The following is an 18653-nucleotide window of genomic DNA, read 5'->3' as shown; positions in this document are numbered from 1 at the left end:
CAATCCGCCCGGGCACGCCGGAATCATGGCAAAATGGCCGCTTCCCCATCTTTGACAAACCCCCTGGCCTTGCTAAAGCTTGTAGTGAGCGATCAGTTGACTCCTTAATGTTTGCATGGTTTGTGCAATAACAGGCAAGCAGCCATTATGTATGGATAACACGCTAAGGAAAGGGCTATGTCGAAGTTGTCAGATGAGGATTATCGAAGTATCCCGCTCAATGCCACACTAGCGCTTGCCGCGTTGGTAGTGATTATTGCGGGAATGAAAGTGGGCGCGGACCTGTTGGTGCCGCTACTGCTGGCGGTGTTTATTGCCGTGGTGTGCACCTCACCCGTGCAGTGGCTGCATCGCTGCGGTTTGAGTCGGCGGATGTCGGCGTTGATTACGCTACTGGTGTTGGCGGGTTTTATTTCGCTGATTGGCCTGTTGGTGGTCAATAGCTTCAGTACCTTTGTTGAAGCGCTACCTGATATTGAATCCAGGCTTTACGAGCACTACTGGGATTTGCTCAATGCGCTGGCCTCTCGTGGGTTGGCCATCGACCCCGACCAGCTCAGTTCGATGTTTGCCATGGAGGAGAACGGCTCCTGGGTGGCCACACTGCTGGGTGAGATTGGCTCGCTGCTTATGCAGGGCAGTATCGTCGCGCTGCTGGTGATTTTCATGCTGTTCGAGACGCTGAATTTTCGCGATAAGGTGTCCCGGGCGCTTGAAAATCCGGCACCGAGCTTGGAGCGGTTTAGTGAATTTAGCCTAACGCTAAAACGCTACTTGGCGGTTAAAACCGTGATTAGTTTGGCAACCGGTGTGTTGGTCTGGCTCTCGTGCCTGCTGGTGGGCGTTGAGTTTCCGCTGCTGTGGGGCGTATTGGCATTTGCGCTTAACTTTATTCCTAATATTGGCTCGGCGTTGGCTGCGATTCCGCCGGTACTGCTGCTGTTGGTTTCTCAGGATGGCGGTGTGCTGCAGGCGTTGCTGTTGGCATCGGCGTACTTGGTCATCAACTTTATTTTGGGCAATTTGATTGAGCCTAGAGTGATGGGGCAGGCGCTGGGGTTATCCACCTTTGTGGCGTTTCTTTCACTGGTGGTGTGGGGGTGGGTCTTTGGCACGGCGGGCATGCTGCTGTCGGTGGTGCTAACGATGACGCTAAAGATTGCTCTGGATAGCCACCCTCAAACGCGCTGGATAGCCCATCTATTAGGGCCGGGTAAGCAGCGTAATGTACAGATGAGACGCCCTGGAGACGCGCGTCGGCCGCCTTGGAAGCGGGGTGAGTGGGCGAAGCGAGAAGAAAGCGACGCTTAGGCAGGCAATGCCAATAAGAACAGAGATACCGCTGGCAGTGCCAGCGGTAACGTTACCAGCTTAGGCGTTTTGGTCGATAAACTGGGTCAACTGCGACTTAGATTGCGCACCAACCAGTGAAGCGACTTTAGTGCCGGATTTAAACAGCATGACGGTGGGTACACCGCGGACGCCTTGTTCTGCGGCAATTTCAGGTGCATCGTCAACATTCACACTGACGACTTTCAGGTTATCGCCACGCTCAGCGGCCACTTCATCAACAACAGGTGCCATGACTTTACACGGGCCGCACCAGGGGGCCCAGAACTTCAGCAGGACAGGCTGTTCGGCGTTGAGGACTTCTTGCTCAAAATTGGCGTTGGTGACATCAACATTGTTAGCCATTTGCTTCTCCCGTTTGCGTTGCTCTTGCTGTTTCGTTGCCTCAAGTGGAGCAACGGTCATTACGCGATATATTAGCGCATTTTCACCGCGTCAAGGTGCCAGATGTTAGCGTGCGCGAAGGGTGCTGGCAAATTCCTGATGCGATTTGTCGTTAAATAGAAAAAATTAATAGATGTTCATAGTCTCTATTTTTTATATTATAAGTGAATTACGAGGCGTTTTTTTATTCAAAAATGTGCTCATTGAGCCATGAAATTGAGCCACGAAACCGCGCGCTTGGCTAAGCACACAGTGGCAGCGTGAGGATGCGCTTTTACGTGCTTCCTGCATAGATTATAGGGTGAGGATATGAAGCTACAGCAACTTCGCTATATCTGGGAAGTCAATCGACACAACCTGAACGTCTCGGCAACGGCGCAGAGTTTGTTTACCTCTCAACCGGGTATCTCAAAGCAGATTCGTTTGCTGGAGGATGAGCTAGGCGTTGAAATCTTTGCTCGCAGTGGAAAACATTTAACCCGCGTCACCCCTGCTGGGCAGTCGATTATCGAGCTAGCAGGCCAGGTACTTAAGCTGACCGAAAATATCAAGCAGGTGGCGCAAGAGCATAGCGACGAGCGCCGCGGGAGCCTGGCGATTGCCACGACCCATACTCAGGCTCGCTATGCGCTGCCGCCGATTATCAGTGAATTTACTCTGAAATACCCCGAAGTGGCGCTGCATATGCAGCAAGGCACGCCTAAGCAGATTGCCCAGATGGTGAGCGAAGGGCTGGCAGATTTTGCTATTGCGACGGAGTCATTAGAGCTATTTACCGATTTAGTGCTGTTGCCGTGCTACCGCTGGAACCGTTGCGTACTGGTGCCCAAAGAGCACCCACTGGCAACGCTGGATGGCCCGCTAACGCTTGAGGCCCTGGCCGAGCATCCGCTGGTGACTTACGTGTTCGGGTTTACCGGGCGTTCACAGTTAGACGATGCATTCAAAGAGAAGGGCTTAACACCCAATGTGGTACTAACCGCTGCCGATGCCGATGTGATCAAGACTTACGTTCGCCTAGGTATGGGCGTTGGCATTGTCGCTCACATGGCCGTAGATCCGGTGCTAGATAGTGACCTAGTGGCTCTGGATGCCAGCCATTTATTTGCCAGCTCCACCACTAAAATCGGCATTCGGCGTGGCACCTTTATGCGCGGCTATATGTACGACTTCTTGGCTCGCTTTGCGCCTCACTTAACCCGTGACCGGGTGGACGAAGCACTCATGGCCGGGCCGCGCTTTGAACAAGCGCTGTTTGAGGGTGTAGAACTGCCTGAGTATTAAGTGCTATTTCATTTTAAGCCCAGGCGGGAAGCCTGGGCGTCGTGCTGGGTATTGGTAGCTTTATTGGTAGCTTAGTGCTGAAGGTGTAGCCCGCATTCGCGTTTCTCTTCTACCTTGGTGGGGTCAAAGTAGTCGAAGTTGTTGGGTAGGTCGTGGGCCTCTAAGTAGTAGTACATATCTTTAGCGGTCCACTGCAGCAGTGGGGCGACTTTTAGTAAGCCGTCGCTATTGCGGCTAACCACCTGCATTTTAGCTCGTTCGGGCGTGTCTTCGGCACGTAGCGCGGTAAACCACACATCGGGTTGCATCTCGCGTAGTGCACGCTCAAATGGTTCAAGCTTCACTTCTTGAGTAAAGGCATCATGGCGCGGGTCATCAATGCCGGGCATGGGGCCTTCCAGCGCTTCGCGGTGGGCGCGAGTACGCTTTGGCAAAAAGCTGACAATGTTTAAATTGAGGCGCTGGATCAGCGCATCGGCGAACTGGTAAGTCGCCTCGGTGTTGTAACCGCTATCCATCCAGACAATGGGGATATCAGGGCGTACTTGCGTCACCATATGCAGAATGACCGCTTCGAAGGGGCGGAAGTTGGTGGTGCAGATAGGGCGTTCGCCCTGGCTGAACGCCCACTTAATCAGTTCTTGAGGGTTGTTGGCAAAGTCGCGATTAATCTGTTCAAGCGTTGAGGACATGCGGCCTCCTAAGTGAAAAAGTGTGCAATGCCCCTAGGCTACCAAAGGCGGGGGGCTTCTCCCCAATACCGTTTGGTTAGGCTTTTATATTTCTTTTTGATGTAAGAACGTTGATCGCTTATTCCAAAGCGTCTATTAAGTGGCGGATCTTATCCAGCGTTTCGGTGTACTCTTCATCTGCTTTTGAATCCGCCACCAGCCCGCCGCCACCCCACACGTGGAGAGCGCCATCGTCAGCCACCATTGTGCGTATGGCAATGGAGGTGTCCATGCTGCCGCGAACATCGATATAACCTAGGCTGCCGCAGTAAACGCTGCGCTGGCAGGGTTCCAGCTCATCAATAATCTGCATCGCCCGTATTTTTGGCGCGCCGGTAATCGAGCCGCCAGGAAACGCGGCGGTGAGCAGCGAAAGCGGTGAGTGCTGGGCAGCAAGTTGGCCCTGTACCACGCTGACTAAGTGGTGCACGTTGGGATAGCTCTCAAGCTGGCACAGCTGCGGCACGCGAATAGAGCCAGGTGTGCATACGCGCCCTAGGTCATTACGCAGCAAGTCCACAATCATCACGTTCTCCGCGCGATCTTTAGTACTGCTGAGCAGCTCGTCCGACAGGGCACGATCCTCTTCTGGGGTTCTTCCTCGTGGGCGGGTGCCTTTTATCGGGCGGGTTTCCACCAAGCCGTCACGGCACTGGATAAAGCGCTCAGGAGAGAGTGATAAAACAGCTTGGCTACCCCATGCCATAAAGCCTGAAAAGGGCGTAGGCGTTGCTTCACGCAGTTTAAGGTATGCCTGCCACTCGTCTCCTTGATAGCGGGCCGAAAAGCGCTGGGCCAAATTGATTTGGTAGCAGTCCCCCGCAAGGATATAGCGCTGTACCGCCGCAAAACGCTCGGTATATTCTGCCTGGCTAAGTTCGGCTATAAACGGCTGTGTGAGCCGAAAGGCGTGGCTAGGTGTTGCTGGTTCGTTTAACCACTCCATTACCTGCTTGCGCCGCTGTTCGCTGCCTACCAGCCACGCTTGTTCGGTGACGTGGTCAAATGTGATACACCAATCAAACAGCCCTAAACGCGCTAAAGGTAACTGGGTGACGGGCGGGTGCTGGCTGGGTATGTCTGCATGGTTGCGGCCAAGGTCATAGCTCCAGTAACCCATCAGGCCACCTAAAAAGGGGAGCTCGCTCTTGAGGTTGGCTGTGGGTAGCTGCTCTAAAAGCCACTGCTGCTGTGCATGGCTGTTGCCCATCAACGATGGGGGGAGTGTCAGCGTGTCAGACTCAAACGCTGTGTGGCCATCTGGCGATATTTTTAGCGTAGCGAGGGGGTCACTGCTAAGGATGTCGTAACGCCCGGTTGTGGCCTTCGGACGGCCGCTATCGAGCAACACCGCACCGGGGCGTTGCCTGAGTTTGGCAAACAGTGCCAAAGGGTCGGAAGAGTAGGGCAGGGCTGTAATCGTCAACGCCGTTGTCATGAAGCAAACGCCAGGCCAGTGAGGGCGCCATATTTTATAGGTCGTACCACCATCGCACCAGCAGAAGCCATCGACGACTTTCTCACGCTTGAGGTGCGAGCTATTCTAATTTATTTGATTGTTGACAGTTGCTTCCCGGGTCCATACCCGCTTGCAACGAAAGACGTATAAAAACGCCTATTTTGCATGGTTGACGAGGGAAATAGAGAGGGATAAAGTTCCTCTATTCCTTGATTGTCGACAATAAGCCATGACGTTACTTGCTACAACCTCCTCGCCTTCCGATGAAGCCTCGTCCGAGCCGGTCTCACCTGAGGTGCGTACGCTCGCAGAGCGCGTGTTTCATCAGCTGCAAAGCGCCATTGTGCGCGGCGAGCTAGCGCCAGGCAGTAAAATTACCGAGCCAGGGCTATCCAAAACCTACGGTATCTCCCGTGGGCCGCTGCGTGAAGCCATGCGACGCCTGGAAGCTCACCGCTTGATTGAACGCGTGCCCCACGTGGGCGCGCGGGTGGTCAAACTCTCCATGAAAGAGCTGCTGGAGCTCTTCGACGTACGCGAAGCCTTAGAGAGCATGGCTGCCCGCTTGGCCGCCGAGCATATGTCGCCTGAGGAGATTCAGGGCTTACGCGATGTACTGGCGGTGCATGAAAGCCAGGGCGACTTAAAGCGCGGTGAAGCCTATTACCAGCGTGAAGGCGACCTGGATTTCCATTATTGCATTGTTCAAGGCAGCCACAACAAGATGCTGATGAACCTGCTTTGCGATGACCTTTACTACCTAGTGCGCCTCTATCGTACCCAGTTTAGCGCCAGCGGTACGCGCCCCCAGCGGGCATTTGTAGAACACCACCGTATTGTGGACGCTATTGAAGCCGGTGACGCTGAGCTTGCCGAGCTATTGATGCGCCGCCATGTCAGCGCTTCTCGTGCCAATGTCGCTGACCGCTATGCCGCCATTCTCGAACAACAATCAACAACATCTGCCGACTAAAGGAGCTAACGCCCATGTCTACCACACCATCATCCAAGCTTACCCCTGGGGCACGGTTTCGTGCCGCGCTTGAAGCCAATCGCCCGCTGCCGATTTTAGGCACCATCAACGCCTATACGGCCATGATGGCTGAGCGTGTAGGCCATCAAGCCATTTATCTTTCGGGTGGTGGTGTGGCGAATGCATCGTTTGGCCTGCCGGATCTAGGTATGACCACCATGAACGACGTAGTGGAAGATGCACACCGCATCTGTGGCGCCACTGAGTTGCCGCTGCTGGTGGATATCGATACAGGGTGGGGCGGTGCGTTTAATATTGCCCGCACTGTGAAAGAGATGCAGCGGGCAGGCGTGGCGGCTGTTCACTTGGAAGACCAAGTAGCGCAAAAGCGCTGCGGCCACCGGCCGAACAAAGCCATTGTCTCGCAGCAGGAAATGGTAGACCGCATCAAAGCCGCCGCCGATGCCAAGCTGGACCCCGATTTCTACCTCATCGCACGCACCGATGCGTTCCAAAAAGAGGGGCTGGACGCTGCCATCGAGCGGGCGAACGCCTGCGTGGAAGCAGGTGCCGACGCTATCTTTGCCGAAGCGGTACATACGCTGGATGACTATAAGGCATTCTGCCAGCGAGTAAATGCTCCCATTTTGGCCAACATTACCGAGTTCGGCGCGACGCCGCTGTTTAGCCAGCAGGAGCTGGGTGAAGTGGGTTGCCGCATGGTGCTCTACCCGCTCTCGGCGTTCCGGGCCATGAATGCCGCCGCGTTGAAGGTGTACCAGAGCATTCTAGATAACGGTCATCAACGTGAGGTGGTCGACACCATGCAGACCCGCGATGAGCTGTACGACTTTTTGAATTACCACGACTTTGAGCAAAAGCTTGACGCGCTGTTTGCCGAGCAAAAAGACGTTTAACGAAAGCGAGCTCTTTAGCTAACAGCGCTAATTTACTAACAACACTTATAAAACTAATAAGTACGTCAGGAGAGATAACATGGCTGATAAACCGCTAGCAGGCGCAGGACTTCGGGGGCAGAGCGCAGGTGCGACGGCCCTATGTACCGTGGGTAAAACCGGTTCCGGCCTCACCTATCGCGGCTTTGATATTAAGGAGCTGGCTGAAAAAGCCAAATTTGAAGAAGTCGCCTACCTGCTGTTGAAAGGCAAACTGCCCAACCAGGCGGAGCTTGACCACTACATTGCCAAGCTAAAAGGCCTGCGTGGCCTGCCTGATGCGCTGAAAACCGTGCTGGAGCAGATTCCTAAAGACGCTCACCCGATGGACGTGATGCGTACGGGGGCCTCCATGCTGGGTAACCTGGAAACCGAGGAGAGTTTTGACGAGCAGCAGGATGTGGCGGATCGTCTGCTGGCGGTGCTGCCCTCGATTATTTGCTACTGGTATCGCTTCAGCCATGACGGCGTGCGTATTGATACCGAAACCGATGATGCCTCGGTAGGTGGCCACTTCCTACATATGCTGCGCGGCGAGCCAGCCTCTGAGCTTCATGCTCACGTGATGAACGTCTCGCTGATTCTCTATGCCGAGCACGAGTTCAATGCTTCAACTTTCACCGCTCGGGTATGCGCTTCTACGCTTTCCGATATGCACTCTTGTATCACCGGCGCGATTGGCTCGCTGCGCGGCCCTTTGCATGGCGGTGCCAACGAAGCTGCCATGGCGATGATCGAGAACTGGGCATCGCCAGAGGAAGCAGAGCGGGAAATGCTCGGTATGTTGGAGCGTAAAGAGAAGATCATGGGCTTTGGTCACGCCATCTATCGTGAGTCGGACCCGCGCAACGCTATTATCAAAGAGTGGTCCAAAAAGTTAGCTGAAGATGTAGGCGACACGGTGCTCTATCCGGTGTCGGTACGCTGTGAAGAGGTAATGTGGCGGGAGAAGAAGCTGTTCTGTAATGCGGACTTCTTCCATGCCAGCGCTTACCACTTCATGGATATCCCGACCAAGCTGTTTACACCGATTTTCGTCATGTCCCGGGTGACTGGCTGGGCAGCGCATGTGTTCGAGCAGCGTGCCAACAACCGCATTATTCGCCCCAGCGCCGATTATATCGGTCCTGAGAAGAGCGAATGGGTACCCATCGAAGCGCGTGACTGATCGGTTGCGTGGTGACTAAGTGAGAGGCGTTATGAACACGAATTATCGCAAGCCGCTACCGGGCGTTCTGGTAGAGGGCGAGCCGGTAGAGTTCTTCGATGCACGCCAAGCGGTCGAGGATATCCAGCACGGTGCCTATGCCAAACTGCCCTACACCTCGCGCGTATTGGCCGAACAGCTGGTACGTCGCTGTGACCCGGAGCTGCTCACTGATGCTCTAAAACAGCTCATTGAGCGCAAGCAGGATTTAGATTTTCCCTGGTACCCGGCGCGGGTGGTATGTCACGACATTCTTGGCCAAACCGCGCTGGTAGATTTAGCTGGCCTGCGTGATGCCATTGCCGATAAAGGCGGTGACCCGGCCAAGGTCAACCCGGTTGTGCCCACTCAGCTTATCGTCGACCACTCGCTGGCCGTCGAACATGCGGGCTTTGAGAAGGACGCTTTCGAGAAAAACCGCCAAGTGGAAGATCGTCGTAACGACGACCGCTTCCACTTTATTAACTGGACCAAGCTGGCGTTTGAAAACGTCGACGTGATTCCTCCTGGCAACGGCATCATGCACCAGATCAACCTGGAGAAGATGTCCCCAGTGGTGCAGTGCCGCCCTGATGAGCACGGCGTGCGTATTGCCTATCCAGATACATGTGTGGGTACCGACAGCCATACGCCGATGGTGGATGCGCTAGGGGTGATCTCCGTAGGTGTCGGTGGCCTGGAGGCGGAAAGCGTGATGCTGGGCCGCGCCTCGATGATGCGCCTGCCGGATATTGTCGGGGTCGAGCTTACCGGCAAACTACAGCCGGGGATTACCGGCACGGATATGGTGCTGGCGATTACCGAGTTTCTGCGTAAAGAGCGCGTAGTGGGCGCTTACTTAGAGTTCTACGGCGAAGGCGCTGACGCGCTGACCGTGGGCGACCGCGCCACGATTTCCAATATGACGCCGGAGTATGGTGCTACGGCGGCGATGTTCTACATCGATAACCAAACCATTGAGTATCTCAAGCTCACTGGGCGTGAAGATGAGCAAGTCGCGCTGGTGGAAGCGTATGCCAAGCATACTGGGCTATGGGCAGATGATCTCAAGAGTGCCTATTACGAACGGGTATTGACGTTTGATCTCTCAAGCGTGGAGCGCACGTTGGCTGGCCCTTCTAACCCCCATGCCCACCTGCCTACTTCCGAGCTGGCAAAGCGGGGTATCGCCATCGACTTGGATAAAGCCCAGGCCGATGAGCAGGCAGGCAGAATGCCGGATGGTGCGGTGATTATTGCCGCCATCACCAGCTGCACCAACACGTCTAACCCGCGCAATATGGTGGCGGCTGGGTTGATTGCTCGCAACGCCAACCGGTTAGGGCTGACCCGCAAACCGTGGGTGAAGTCGTCGCTGGCCCCTGGCTCCAAAACCGTCAAGATGTACTTAGAAGAAGCGCACTTGATGGATGAGTTGGAAAACCTCGGCTTTGGTGTGGTGGCCTACGCCTGTACCACCTGTAACGGGATGTCTGGCGCGCTGGAGCCGCACATCCAGCAGGAAATCATTGACCGCGACCTGTACGCCACAGCGGTGCTGTCCGGCAACCGTAACTTCGATGGGCGTATTCACCCCTACGCCAAGCAGGCATTTTTGGCCTCACCGCCGTTGGTTGTGGCGTATGCCATTGCGGGCACCATTCGCTTTGATATCGAAAAAGACGTGCTGGGGTATGACACGCAGGGTAATCCGGTCACCCTCAAGGATATCTGGCCCGACGATAGCGAAATCGATGCTATCGTGAAGTCGGCGGTGAAGCCCGAGCAGTTCCGCCAAACCTATATCCCGATGTTCGATCTGGATAAAAGTGCGCGTACGCAGGTAAGCCCGCTCTACGAATGGCGGCCCCAGAGCACCTACATTCGCCGCCCGCCCTACTGGGAAGGCAACATGGCTAAAGAGCGTGGGCTGAAGGGCATGCGCCCGCTGGCGATTCTGCCGGACAACATCACCACCGACCACCTTTCGCCTTCCAATGCCATCATGCTCGATAGCGCGGCGGGGGAGTACCTGCACAAAATGGGCCTGCCGGAGGAGGACTTTAACTCCTACGCCACCCATCGCGGGGATCACCTGACCGCCCAGCGGGCAACGTTGGCGAACCCGAAACTGTTCAACGAAATGGTCCACGACGAGCAGGGCAAGGTGCTGCAGGGGTCGCTGGCGCGGATCGAGCCGGAGGGCAAGGTGACCCGCATGTGGGAAGCCATCGAGACCTACATGGCCCGCAAGCAGCCGCTGATCATTATCGCCGGTGCGGATTATGGCCAAGGCTCGTCTCGTGACTGGGCCGCCAAAGGCGTCGCGCTCGCAGGGGTGGAAGCCATTGTCGCCGAAGGCTTCGAGCGCATTCACCGCACGAACCTGATCGGTATGGGTGTTATGCCGCTGCAGTTCGAGGAAGGGACCACGCGGAAAACCCTAGAGTTGGACGGCACGGAGGTCTTCGATGTGGAAGGCACGCCTGAACCCCGCGCCATGCTCACGCTGGTTATCCACCGCACTAGCGGCAGCACCGAGCGCGTGCCAGTGGTTTGCCGATTGGATACGGCCGAAGAAGTGACCATCTATTCAGCCGGTGGCGTGCTGCAGCGGTTTGCCCAGGACTTTTTGGAATCCTCCGTTGCCTAGTGGTCTCAGCGCAATGGTAAGGGTGTGATTGATAGTGAATAGCCTGGCAGTTGCCAGGCTATTTTTTAAGAGGTGCGTCATGGCTCATAAAGCACAAATCGGTATTCCCGCCACCTATATGCGGGGCGGCACCAGTAAGGGGGTGTTTTTCACTCTGGGCGACCTACCCCCCGCCGCTCAGGTGCCCGGTGAGGCGCGGGATAAGCTACTGCTGCGGGTGATAGGCAGCCCCGACCCTTATGAAAAACAAATTGATGGCATGGGGGGCGCCACTTCCAGTACCAGCAAAACGGTGATTCTCTCGAAGAGTGACTCGCCCGATCACGATGTGGATTACCTATTCGGCCAAGTCTCCATCGATAAGCCCTTTGTGGATTGGAGCGGCAACTGCGGCAACCTATCCGCGGCGGTGGGGCCTTACGCTATCGCCAATGGTTTAGTTGACCCTGCCAAGGTGCCGCAAAACGGCATCGCAGAAGTACGTATTTGGCAGGTCAATATTCAGAAAACCATTGTTGCCCAAGTACCCATGGCGGAGGGTGAAGTGCAAGAGACCGGTGATTTCGAGCTGGATGGCGTGACCTTTCCGGCGGCAGAAATCCCCGTCGCGTTTATAGACCCTGCCGATGGTGAGGGCGCGATTTTTCCCACCGGTAACGTGGTCGATGACCTAGAGGTGCCGGGTGTTGGTGTGCTGAAAGCAACGTTGATTAATGCCGGTATTCCAACGGTGTTCGTCAATGCTGAGGCGCTGGGCTACACCGGGTGTGAGCTGCAAGAGGCGATTAACGGGGATGCCAAGGCGCTGGAGATGTTTGAAACGATTCGCGCCCACGGGGCCGTCCGCATGGGGCTGATTAGCCATGTGGAGGAGGCTGCCAGCCGTCAGCATACTCCCAAAGTGGCCTTTGTGGCCCCCGCAGCTAGCTATATGGCATCGAGTGGGAAAGCCGTCAATGCTGAAGATATTGACCTAGTGGTGCGGGCGCTCTCGATGGGCAAGCTACACCACGCCATGATGGGCACGGCGGCGGTCGCTATTGGCGCGGCAGCGGCGATTCAGGGTACGTTGGTGAATTTAGCGGCCGGTGGCATTGAGCGTGAAGCGGTGACGTTTGGCCATCCTTCAGGGTCACTTCGGGTTGGGGCGAAAGCCAGCCTGGTAGACGGGCGCTGGCAGATTGATCAGGCGGTAATGAGCCGCAGTGCACGAGTGTTAATGGAAGGGCGAGTGCGAGTGCCCGGCGATACAATTTAAGCGGCTTGTCAGCACCGCCACCGCCGATGTGTAACCGTGCGGTGGCATGTGGTGGGTTGCTTTTTAAATTTACTCTTCAAATTTGATTTGATCACGCATACGGTCAACGGTGGCTGGCCCAATGCCGTTCACGCGGGTCAGGTCATCGGCATTTTCAAAGGCACCGTTGGCTTCGCGCTCTTCAATAATCGCTGTCGCGCGGCTTGGGCCAATACCGGGCAGCTCAGCAAGCAGTTCCTCATCGGCACTGTTGACGTTAATCGGCGCAATGGCTTGAGCCATCGCTGTTCCTGATAGGCCAAGGCTGAGGCTAATAAGTAGTGCGGCTGCGATACGCTTAAACGTTGTCTGCATCGTTAACATCCTTCTGTTTTTTCCATTGAGCCAGTCGCGTACTCAGCACGAAAGGCCATGAGCGCAGCGATAGGAGTGAAGCTTTATTCGCCGCCTTAGTTGAAATTAGCATTTAGAACAGTGAATGCTGTAAGTCATCGACGATGGTTTTTGTAAGCCTTTTGCTACAGGGAAATGGCCAATCGCTTACACTGCAAGCTCTGTGGGGCTGGTACACTAATCAATACCCATCGCGTCAATGGCGCAATTTCCCTTTAAGCGTTCACGAACACGGAGTAAGCGCGTGTCCACCGATTCCCCACTGATTATTGCCCTGGATTACCCTTCGCTTGATGCAGCTCTGTGCATGGCAGACCAGCTTGACCCTACTCGGTGCCGTCTCAAAGTCGGTAAAGAGCTGTTTACGCGAAGTGGCCCTGCCGTACTGGAAGCGCTCCATGGACGTGGTTTCGATGTGTTCCTGGATCTTAAATTTCACGATATTCCTAATACCGTGGCCAGTGCTGTTCAGGCGGCGGCAGAGCAGGGTGTTTGGATGGTAAACGTTCACGCCTCTGGCGGGCGCAAAATGATGGAGGCAGCGGCAAAGCGCTTATCCGACCATCAGCTTACTACGCACTTAATTGCGGTCACGGTGCTGACTAGCATGCAGGCGGAAGACTTGGCGGATGTGGGCATTACTGCAAGCCCTGCTGAGCACGTCATGCGCTTGGCAGCCCTGGCCCAGCAAAGCGGATTAGACGGCGTGGTGTGCTCGGCGCAGGAGGCGGCGCAGATCGAGGCGCAGTGCGGCAGCGCATTCTTAAAAGTAACGCCCGGTATTCGTCCTAGCTTTGCGGCGGCGAACGATCAACAGCGCATCATGACGCCTGCTGACGCAATGCAGGCGGGTAGCACGCATTTAGTGGTAGGTCGTCCGGTCACGCAAGCAGAAGACCCTATGGCAGCATTAGCGGCTATTGAGGCCGAGCTGGTAGGTGGGCAATAGCTATTCGCCCTCGACGCCGGTAATTGGTTTAATAGTGCCCCAGCGGCGGCAGCTGGGGCACTGCCAAGCCAGGCTGTCGCTACTAAACCCACAGCGGCGGCAGCGATGGCGGGGGCGTCCCTTCAGCAGGGCATCGGTATGGTGTTTTAGTAAGAGGAGTCGGGTATCCGGTGTGGCTTTACCAGCGAGCCGTTCACTTTCCAGGTAGAGATCAACTAGGTAATCAAGCCCTCCTAGGCTGGGTGCTTCACTCAGCCACTTGCCGGTTCGCTCGATAGCGCTGTCTACTCCATCTCTTTGATGAACGAGTTCCCCTAGCGTCACAATGACGCTGGTATACGGCGCTTGGCCTAGTAGTTTATACAGGTGGCTTTCCAGACCGGGTAAGTTGTTATTGCGGGTATAAGCGCGCTGGAGCGCTGGTAGCATGGTCGGTACGTGAGCGATATCCTGCTGGGGTATATGATTAAGCCGCTCGATAGCTTTTGCATAGTGACCATTATCCATCTCTAATTCAGCCAGCATTAAGGTGGCGCGAATACAGCGCTCATCTAACTGGAGCGCTTTTTTGAGGTGCTTACGCGCCATTGCGCGGCTAGATTGATCAATTTCCTGTTGGGCAAGTTCACAGAGCCAGTGTGATGCAGGGCGGCGCATGGCGGGTTGCTGCTTAATCAGCGGTTGAACAACGTCTAGCGCGTCTTGCCACTCTTTTTCTCGCTCAAGTAAATCAATCAGCAGCCGCTTCGCTTCTAGACGGAGCGCTTCGTTCACCGAGTGTTCTAGCAGGCTGCGCAGTAGCCGCTGGGCTCGGTCGTGCACACCCAAGGCGATAAAGTCGCGGGCGAGCTCAAGCTGAATGATTTCATTAGTCGTGGTAGAGAGTGCTGGGCGGGCTAGCAGGTTTTGATGAATGCTAACGGCTTTATCTGCTTCACCGCGGGCACGGAAAAGCTTGCCAAGGGCAATATGAGTATCAATGGTGTCGCTATTAACATCCAATGCATGGATAAAGGTGTTAATCGCTTCGTCGGGCTGCTCGTTCAGCAGATAGTTCAGCCCGACGAAGTATTCCCGTGATAAGCCGGGAGTACGCGAGGCGGGGGAGTGCTGCTGGCGGCGGTAGGCGTAACGGATGCCTAGGCCAAAGCCGATGGCAATGGCTGCCAAGAGTACGCCTAGCAGCACAGCATCATGCATTTACGCCAGTTCCTTCAACCCCTGAGTGCGTAACCGGTCTAGCTCTTTGCGCTGCTGTTTATTGTGACGCTCACTGCGGGTAAGCCGTGCTTTCAGGCGAACATAAACACCCAGCATGGCCAGCATGCCGACAATGACGCCCACCGCTAGGGTGGCTAGTAGCCATACGGAGAGTGATACGGCAGGCAGTTCAGCCCAAATTAGGTTTAAGGCAATGGCTTGCTGGTTATTCACAGCAAACAGAATGCCCACCAGCATCACTACCAATAAAATGACGGCCAGAATCAGCCCTTTGATCCAACGCATGAGAGTTTCCTAATCAGTGACGTTCACGATGATGCTATTGTGTCTGAGTCTGGGCGCGACGTCATCCCGCAGAAGGTCGGATGGCGCTATTAACTCGCTTTAGTAACCTAAAGCGCGGCTCGCATCGACTTGTTCGCGCAGCTCCTTGCCCGGTTTAAAGTGCGGTACGTATTTGCCGTCTAAATCTACCGGGTCGCCGGTTTTAGGATTACGCCCCGTGCGCGGCTTGCGATAATGAAGCGAAAAGCTGCCAAAACCACGGATCTCTACTCGTCCTCCAGTGGCGAGAGCATCGGTCATATCATCTAGGATAATACGCACCGCTGTTTCGACATCCTTGGCGGATAGCTCCGGTTGACGCATCGCAATTTGTTCGATTAGTTCAGACTTGGTCATCGGTTGGCTCCTTGCGTTTAAAGGCCGTAATGCACATGCGACCTCGATAACTTTGAAATCAGCATACTGCGCATAACCGCATAAAACAATTCAGATAAAACAAGGTACTAGGCAAGTTAGTACGAAGCTGATTAACAGCATAGGCGAAGCTTGGCCCTGGCGCGACCCCACAGCTTCGGTATACTGGCTTTTCATTTTCATCTACTCGGAGAGGCTGACGTTGAGCGACGATACTTCCCCCGCCGCTGTGCTTCGTAAGCGGCTTTACTGGCACTCCCGGCGCGGTATGTGGGAGCTGGATCTGCTGTTAATTCCCTTTTTAGAAAAACGCTTCGACACGCTGAGCGAAGAGGAGCAGTTGACGTATCAGCGTTTGATTGAAGAAGAGGATCAAGATTTGTTCGTTTGGCTGATGCATCGTGAGTGGCCTGAAGACCCTGACTTGCGCCATCTTGTGCAAATGATCGTTGAGCATGCTGAAACCACCGATAACACTGCTTATCGCACGCTCTAAGCTGGCAGGCGGGCTTTGCGGGGCGTTGGTGCTGGGGCTGGCGATATTAGCAGGTTGGGCGATAGGCCATTGGTTAGGGGGATTAACGCTAAGCATTGGGATGGCGCTGGTGTATTGCTCCTATAGTGCGCAGCCATGTGGGGCGCTGCAGCTCACCAAGAACGGCAGCCAGATAGAGGGATGCTGGTTGCTAGCCACTGGAGAGGCGGGGCCGACATTAGGAGTTAGCTGTGACTATCTAGGGCCTTGGCTAGTAGGGCTTCGTATGGGATCACAGCGTCTCTGGTTATGGCCAGACAGTCTCCCAGGTGACAGTCAGCGCGCCCTGCGCCGATGTTTCCATCGGCCTGGTCGATAGTTTGGCAGGACGTTAGTGCGGAAGCCCTGCTAAACGCAAACTATCTAGTGTCAGTTGAGAAGGGGCGGAGGTGGCCTGATGTTCTGGCCAGTCAATAGAGTAATGCAAGCCCCGAGACTCGTGGCGTTGAGAGGCGGCCAGCACAGTGAGTTGAGCAAGCATAATGGCTTGCCTTAGTCGCATACTTTCTGGGTGCGACATCGCTTTATCTAGCTTTTCCAATTCTTTTTTGATTTCTGCCAGTGCTTCACTGGCGGTAGCAAGGCCTTGGTCGCTTCTTACTATCGATACGTATTGACTCATGACGCTGCGCATCTTAAAGCGGAGCTTTCTAAGTGCCTCTAGTTCCACGTTAATGTTGGGCTGGATGATAGGTGCTTGATGATCATCCCCTGTATTCAGCGGCTCATTGGGTGGCGAGGGCAAGGAGAGCAGATGCCGGGCGCAGCTACGCGCATAAACCAAACACTCAAGCAGCGAATTGCTAGCCATACGGTTTGCGCCGTGGAGGCCGGTGTAGGCCGTTTCGCCAATGGCATAAAGGTTGGCAACGTCGGTAGCGCCAGCGTGGTCGGTAGCGACGCCGCCACAGCTATAATGGGCGGCGGGCACAACGGGGATCGGTTGGCGCGTAATATCCATTCCCCGCGAGGCGCAATGAGCCAAAATTGTAGGGAAGTGATGGCGTATAGAGACTTCTCCTAAGTGGCGTATATCTAGCCAGACGTGCCCCAGCGTGCCTTGCTGAATCTGTGCATCAATGGCTCTGGCCACCACATCTCTAGGCGCTAGCTCGGCACGTGGATCGAGGTCGGGCATAAAACGATGGCCAGCTTCGTTAAGCAGGTGGCCGCCTTCACCGCGCACCGCCTCGCTAATCAGAAAGGCTGGGCCATCCGGGTCGAATAGGCAGGTAGGGTGAAACTGCTGAAACTCAAGATTGGCAAGCGTTGCTCCCAGCTCAGCCGCCATCATCATACCTTCGCCACTGCTGGGTGCTGGGGTGGTGGTGTGCCGGTATAACCCGCTTGCGCCGCCGGTAGCGAGAACGGTGTGATGGGCATAAAACGCTTGTCGGCGCTGCTCGCTATCGACACCTTGGGCGCCAATGCAGTGGCCCTCAGCGTTGCTCAGCAGGGTGAGAATGGTCAGGTCGCTGCGCTGAGTAATGCCAGGGTGGGCGGAGACTTTATTGACCAAGGTTTCAACTACCGCACGACCGGTGGCGTCATCGGCATGAATAATGCGTCGCGCGTTGTGCCCACCTTCTCGGGTCAGGTGGTAGGGGTAGCGGGCACTTGGGTCCGGGTCGGGCGTAAACGGCACACCGTTGTCAATGAGCCATTGAATCGCCTCAGGACCATGGGTGACGGTAAAACGAACGGCGTCTTCATCGCATAGTCCATCGCCAGCGATGAGGGTATCGCGTACATGGTCGTCGAGATTGTCATCCGGAGAGAGCACTGCCGCAATGCCGCCCTGTGCCCAGCGGCTGGCTCCTTGATCATCCAGTGCCGGACGTACCAGCGTGACTGACAAGTGGTCAGCAACTTCTAGCGCTAGGGTGAGGCCGGCGACGCCGCCGCCGATAATAAGTAGGTCGGTTGTTGGCGTGCTCATAGGGGCCCGCTCCTTCTTTTTGCTATCAAAAGCCGCGCGCAACACGCTTTCACAGGGAGGATGGCATCATAGCGTGACCACTGGCGCTTAGCGATGGTGCAGGCAAAAAAGTGAAAGGTAACTGATCGGGTGGGCGTTAAACACAAAAAAGCCGCGTAGATCAGAAGATCTCGCAGCGTCATGTTCTTACTAACAATTCATGGTGCCCGGAGCCGGACTTGAACCGGCACGGAGTTGCCTCCGAGAGATTTTAAGTCTCTTGCGTCTACCAATTTCGCCATCCGGGCAGTGTATCGGCGCTTTAGCAGCAATCGCTACACTGACAATGGAGGCTGGAGTCGGAATCGAACCGGCGTACACGGAGTTGCAGTCCGCTGCATAACCACTCTGCCATCCAGCCTAACAAGTCATCAAATGGAGCGGGAAAAGAGATTCGAACTCTCGACCCTCGCCTTGGCAAGGCGATGCTCTACCACTGAGCTATTCCCGCTCGACTCGAGGCCGAAATATACGCATCGCTGCGCGCTTGTCAAACAAGCAATTTACTAGGGTCTCCCCATTTTCCGGCGTGTCATCGGCATAGTCCTCCTGAGGAGGTGAACAAGTCTGGTATTCGTGCCTCGGCGTCTGGCGCTCTTCTCCAGAGGGGGTAGAAAACACTTCGGCCTTGAGCAAACAGCCGT

General features: G+C 55.4%; 18 protein-coding genes and 3 tRNA genes. 9 read left to right on the top strand and 12 right to left on the bottom strand.

Features of this window, described 5'->3' with window-relative positions; translation table 11 throughout:
- The first annotated feature begins 177 nt into the window (after positions 1-177).
- Positions 178-1311, top strand: a complete 1134-nt coding sequence (locus tag AC13CY_RS07775; RefSeq protein ID WP_483052434.1) for an AI-2E family transporter — start codon at positions 178-180, stop codon at positions 1309-1311.
- 60 nt (positions 1312-1371) lie between these two features.
- Here the strand turns inward: AC13CY_RS07775 and trxA are convergent, their stop codons facing one another.
- Positions 1372-1755: a thioredoxin gene (gene trxA / locus AC13CY_RS07770; RefSeq protein ID WP_074210775.1), complete on the bottom strand. Its 384-nt coding sequence runs from the start codon at positions 1753-1755 to the stop codon at positions 1372-1374.
- Positions 1756-2043: 288 nt separating this feature from the next.
- Between trxA and cysB the strand changes: the two genes are divergently transcribed.
- On the top strand, positions 2044-3018 hold the full coding sequence (cysB, locus tag AC13CY_RS07765) for an HTH-type transcriptional regulator CysB (RefSeq protein WP_062359131.1): 975 nt from the start codon (positions 2044-2046) through the stop codon (positions 3016-3018).
- A gap of 71 nt (positions 3019-3089) precedes the next feature.
- Here cysB and AC13CY_RS07760 read toward each other — a convergent pair whose 3' ends face one another.
- Together AC13CY_RS07760 and pabB are read right to left on the bottom strand one after the other, a co-directional pair.
- On the bottom strand, positions 3090-3710 hold the full coding sequence (locus AC13CY_RS07760) for a phosphoadenosine phosphosulfate reductase domain-containing protein (RefSeq protein WP_058576286.1): 621 nt from the start codon (positions 3708-3710) through the stop codon (positions 3090-3092).
- A 118-nt stretch (positions 3711-3828) separates the two neighbouring features.
- Complete coding sequence (gene pabB, locus AC13CY_RS07755) at positions 3829-5187, bottom strand: aminodeoxychorismate synthase component I (protein ID WP_044628119.1); 1359 nt, start codon at positions 5185-5187, stop codon at positions 3829-3831.
- A gap of 250 nt (positions 5188-5437) precedes the next feature.
- On the opposite strand from pabB, the gene AC13CY_RS07750 reads away from it, so the two are divergent.
- The 5 genes from AC13CY_RS07750 (at position 5438) to prpF (ending at position 12234) form a co-directional block, all read left to right on the top strand.
- A complete protein-coding gene (locus AC13CY_RS07750; protein WP_044628118.1) occupies positions 5438-6181 on the top strand; it encodes a GntR family transcriptional regulator in 744 nt (247 codons plus the stop codon).
- 14 nt (positions 6182-6195) lie between these two features.
- Positions 6196-7098, top strand: a complete 903-nt coding sequence (prpB, locus tag AC13CY_RS07745; protein ID WP_058576287.1) for a methylisocitrate lyase — start codon at positions 6196-6198, stop codon at positions 7096-7098.
- A gap of 79 nt (positions 7099-7177) precedes the next feature.
- On the top strand, positions 7178-8305 hold the full coding sequence (gene prpC / locus AC13CY_RS07740; RefSeq protein ID WP_062375736.1) for a bifunctional 2-methylcitrate synthase/citrate synthase: 1128 nt from the start codon (positions 7178-7180) through the stop codon (positions 8303-8305).
- 31 nt (positions 8306-8336) lie between these two features.
- A complete protein-coding gene (acnD, locus tag AC13CY_RS07735) occupies positions 8337-10976 on the top strand; it encodes a Fe/S-dependent 2-methylisocitrate dehydratase AcnD (RefSeq protein WP_483052433.1) in 2640 nt (879 codons plus the stop codon).
- Between the two features lie 79 nt (positions 10977-11055).
- On the top strand, positions 11056-12234 hold the full coding sequence (gene prpF / locus AC13CY_RS07730) for a 2-methylaconitate cis-trans isomerase PrpF (protein WP_483052432.1): 1179 nt from the start codon (positions 11056-11058) through the stop codon (positions 12232-12234).
- A gap of 69 nt (positions 12235-12303) precedes the next feature.
- Here prpF and AC13CY_RS07725 read toward each other — a convergent pair whose 3' ends face one another.
- Positions 12304-12588 carry a ComEA family DNA-binding protein gene (locus AC13CY_RS07725; RefSeq protein ID WP_044628113.1) on the bottom strand — a complete coding sequence of 95 codons (285 nt, stop codon included), beginning with the start codon at positions 12586-12588 and terminating at the stop codon, positions 12304-12306.
- A gap of 283 nt (positions 12589-12871) precedes the next feature.
- Between AC13CY_RS07725 and pyrF the strand changes: the two genes are divergently transcribed.
- A complete protein-coding gene (gene pyrF, locus AC13CY_RS07720; RefSeq protein ID WP_058576291.1) occupies positions 12872-13576 on the top strand; it encodes an orotidine-5'-phosphate decarboxylase in 705 nt (234 codons plus the stop codon).
- Here pyrF and lapB read toward each other — a convergent pair whose 3' ends face one another.
- From lapB to AC13CY_RS07705, 3 genes are all read right to left on the bottom strand, one after another.
- Complete coding sequence (gene lapB, locus AC13CY_RS07715; protein WP_474188819.1) at positions 13577-14776, bottom strand: lipopolysaccharide assembly protein LapB; 1200 nt, start codon at positions 14774-14776, stop codon at positions 13577-13579.
- Entirely contained in the window at positions 14777-15082 is a 306-nt protein-coding gene (locus AC13CY_RS07710) for a LapA family protein (RefSeq protein ID WP_074210773.1), read from the bottom strand.
- 99 nt (positions 15083-15181) lie between these two features.
- A complete protein-coding gene (locus AC13CY_RS07705) occupies positions 15182-15526 on the bottom strand; it encodes an integration host factor subunit beta (RefSeq protein WP_255319113.1) in 345 nt (114 codons plus the stop codon).
- 172 nt (positions 15527-15698) lie between these two features.
- Here AC13CY_RS07705 and AC13CY_RS07700 point away from each other — a divergent pair, with 172 nt between their 5' ends.
- Positions 15699-15992 carry an FAD assembly factor SdhE gene (locus tag AC13CY_RS07700; RefSeq protein ID WP_044628108.1) on the top strand — a complete coding sequence of 98 codons (294 nt, stop codon included), beginning with the start codon at positions 15699-15701 and terminating at the stop codon, positions 15990-15992.
- 370 nt (positions 15993-16362) lie between these two features.
- On the opposite strand, the gene nadB is transcribed toward AC13CY_RS07700, so the two are convergent.
- From nadB to AC13CY_RS07675, 5 genes are all read right to left on the bottom strand, one after another.
- Positions 16363-17970 (bottom strand): L-aspartate oxidase, encoded by a 1608-nt coding sequence (nadB, locus tag AC13CY_RS07695; protein ID WP_074210771.1) that lies wholly within the window; start codon positions 17968-17970, stop codon positions 16363-16365.
- A 200-nt stretch (positions 17971-18170) separates the two neighbouring features.
- A tRNA-Leu gene (locus AC13CY_RS07690) sits at positions 18171-18257 on the bottom strand.
- A gap of 39 nt (positions 18258-18296) precedes the next feature.
- Positions 18297-18370: transfer RNA gene (locus tag AC13CY_RS07685), tRNA-Cys, on the bottom strand.
- Positions 18371-18385: 15 nt separating this feature from the next.
- Positions 18386-18460: transfer RNA gene (locus AC13CY_RS07680), tRNA-Gly, on the bottom strand.
- Positions 18451-18653 (bottom strand): hypothetical protein (locus tag AC13CY_RS07675; protein WP_483052431.1); only part of this gene is annotated, 203 nt, incomplete at its 5' end. The genes AC13CY_RS07675 and AC13CY_RS07680, both read right to left, overlap by 10 nt.

Source organism: Vreelandella sp. L-15 (genome assembly GCF_056857635.1).
The sequence above is the reverse complement of the archived record's forward strand: the minus strand, read 5'-3'. Positions and strand labels throughout refer to the sequence as shown.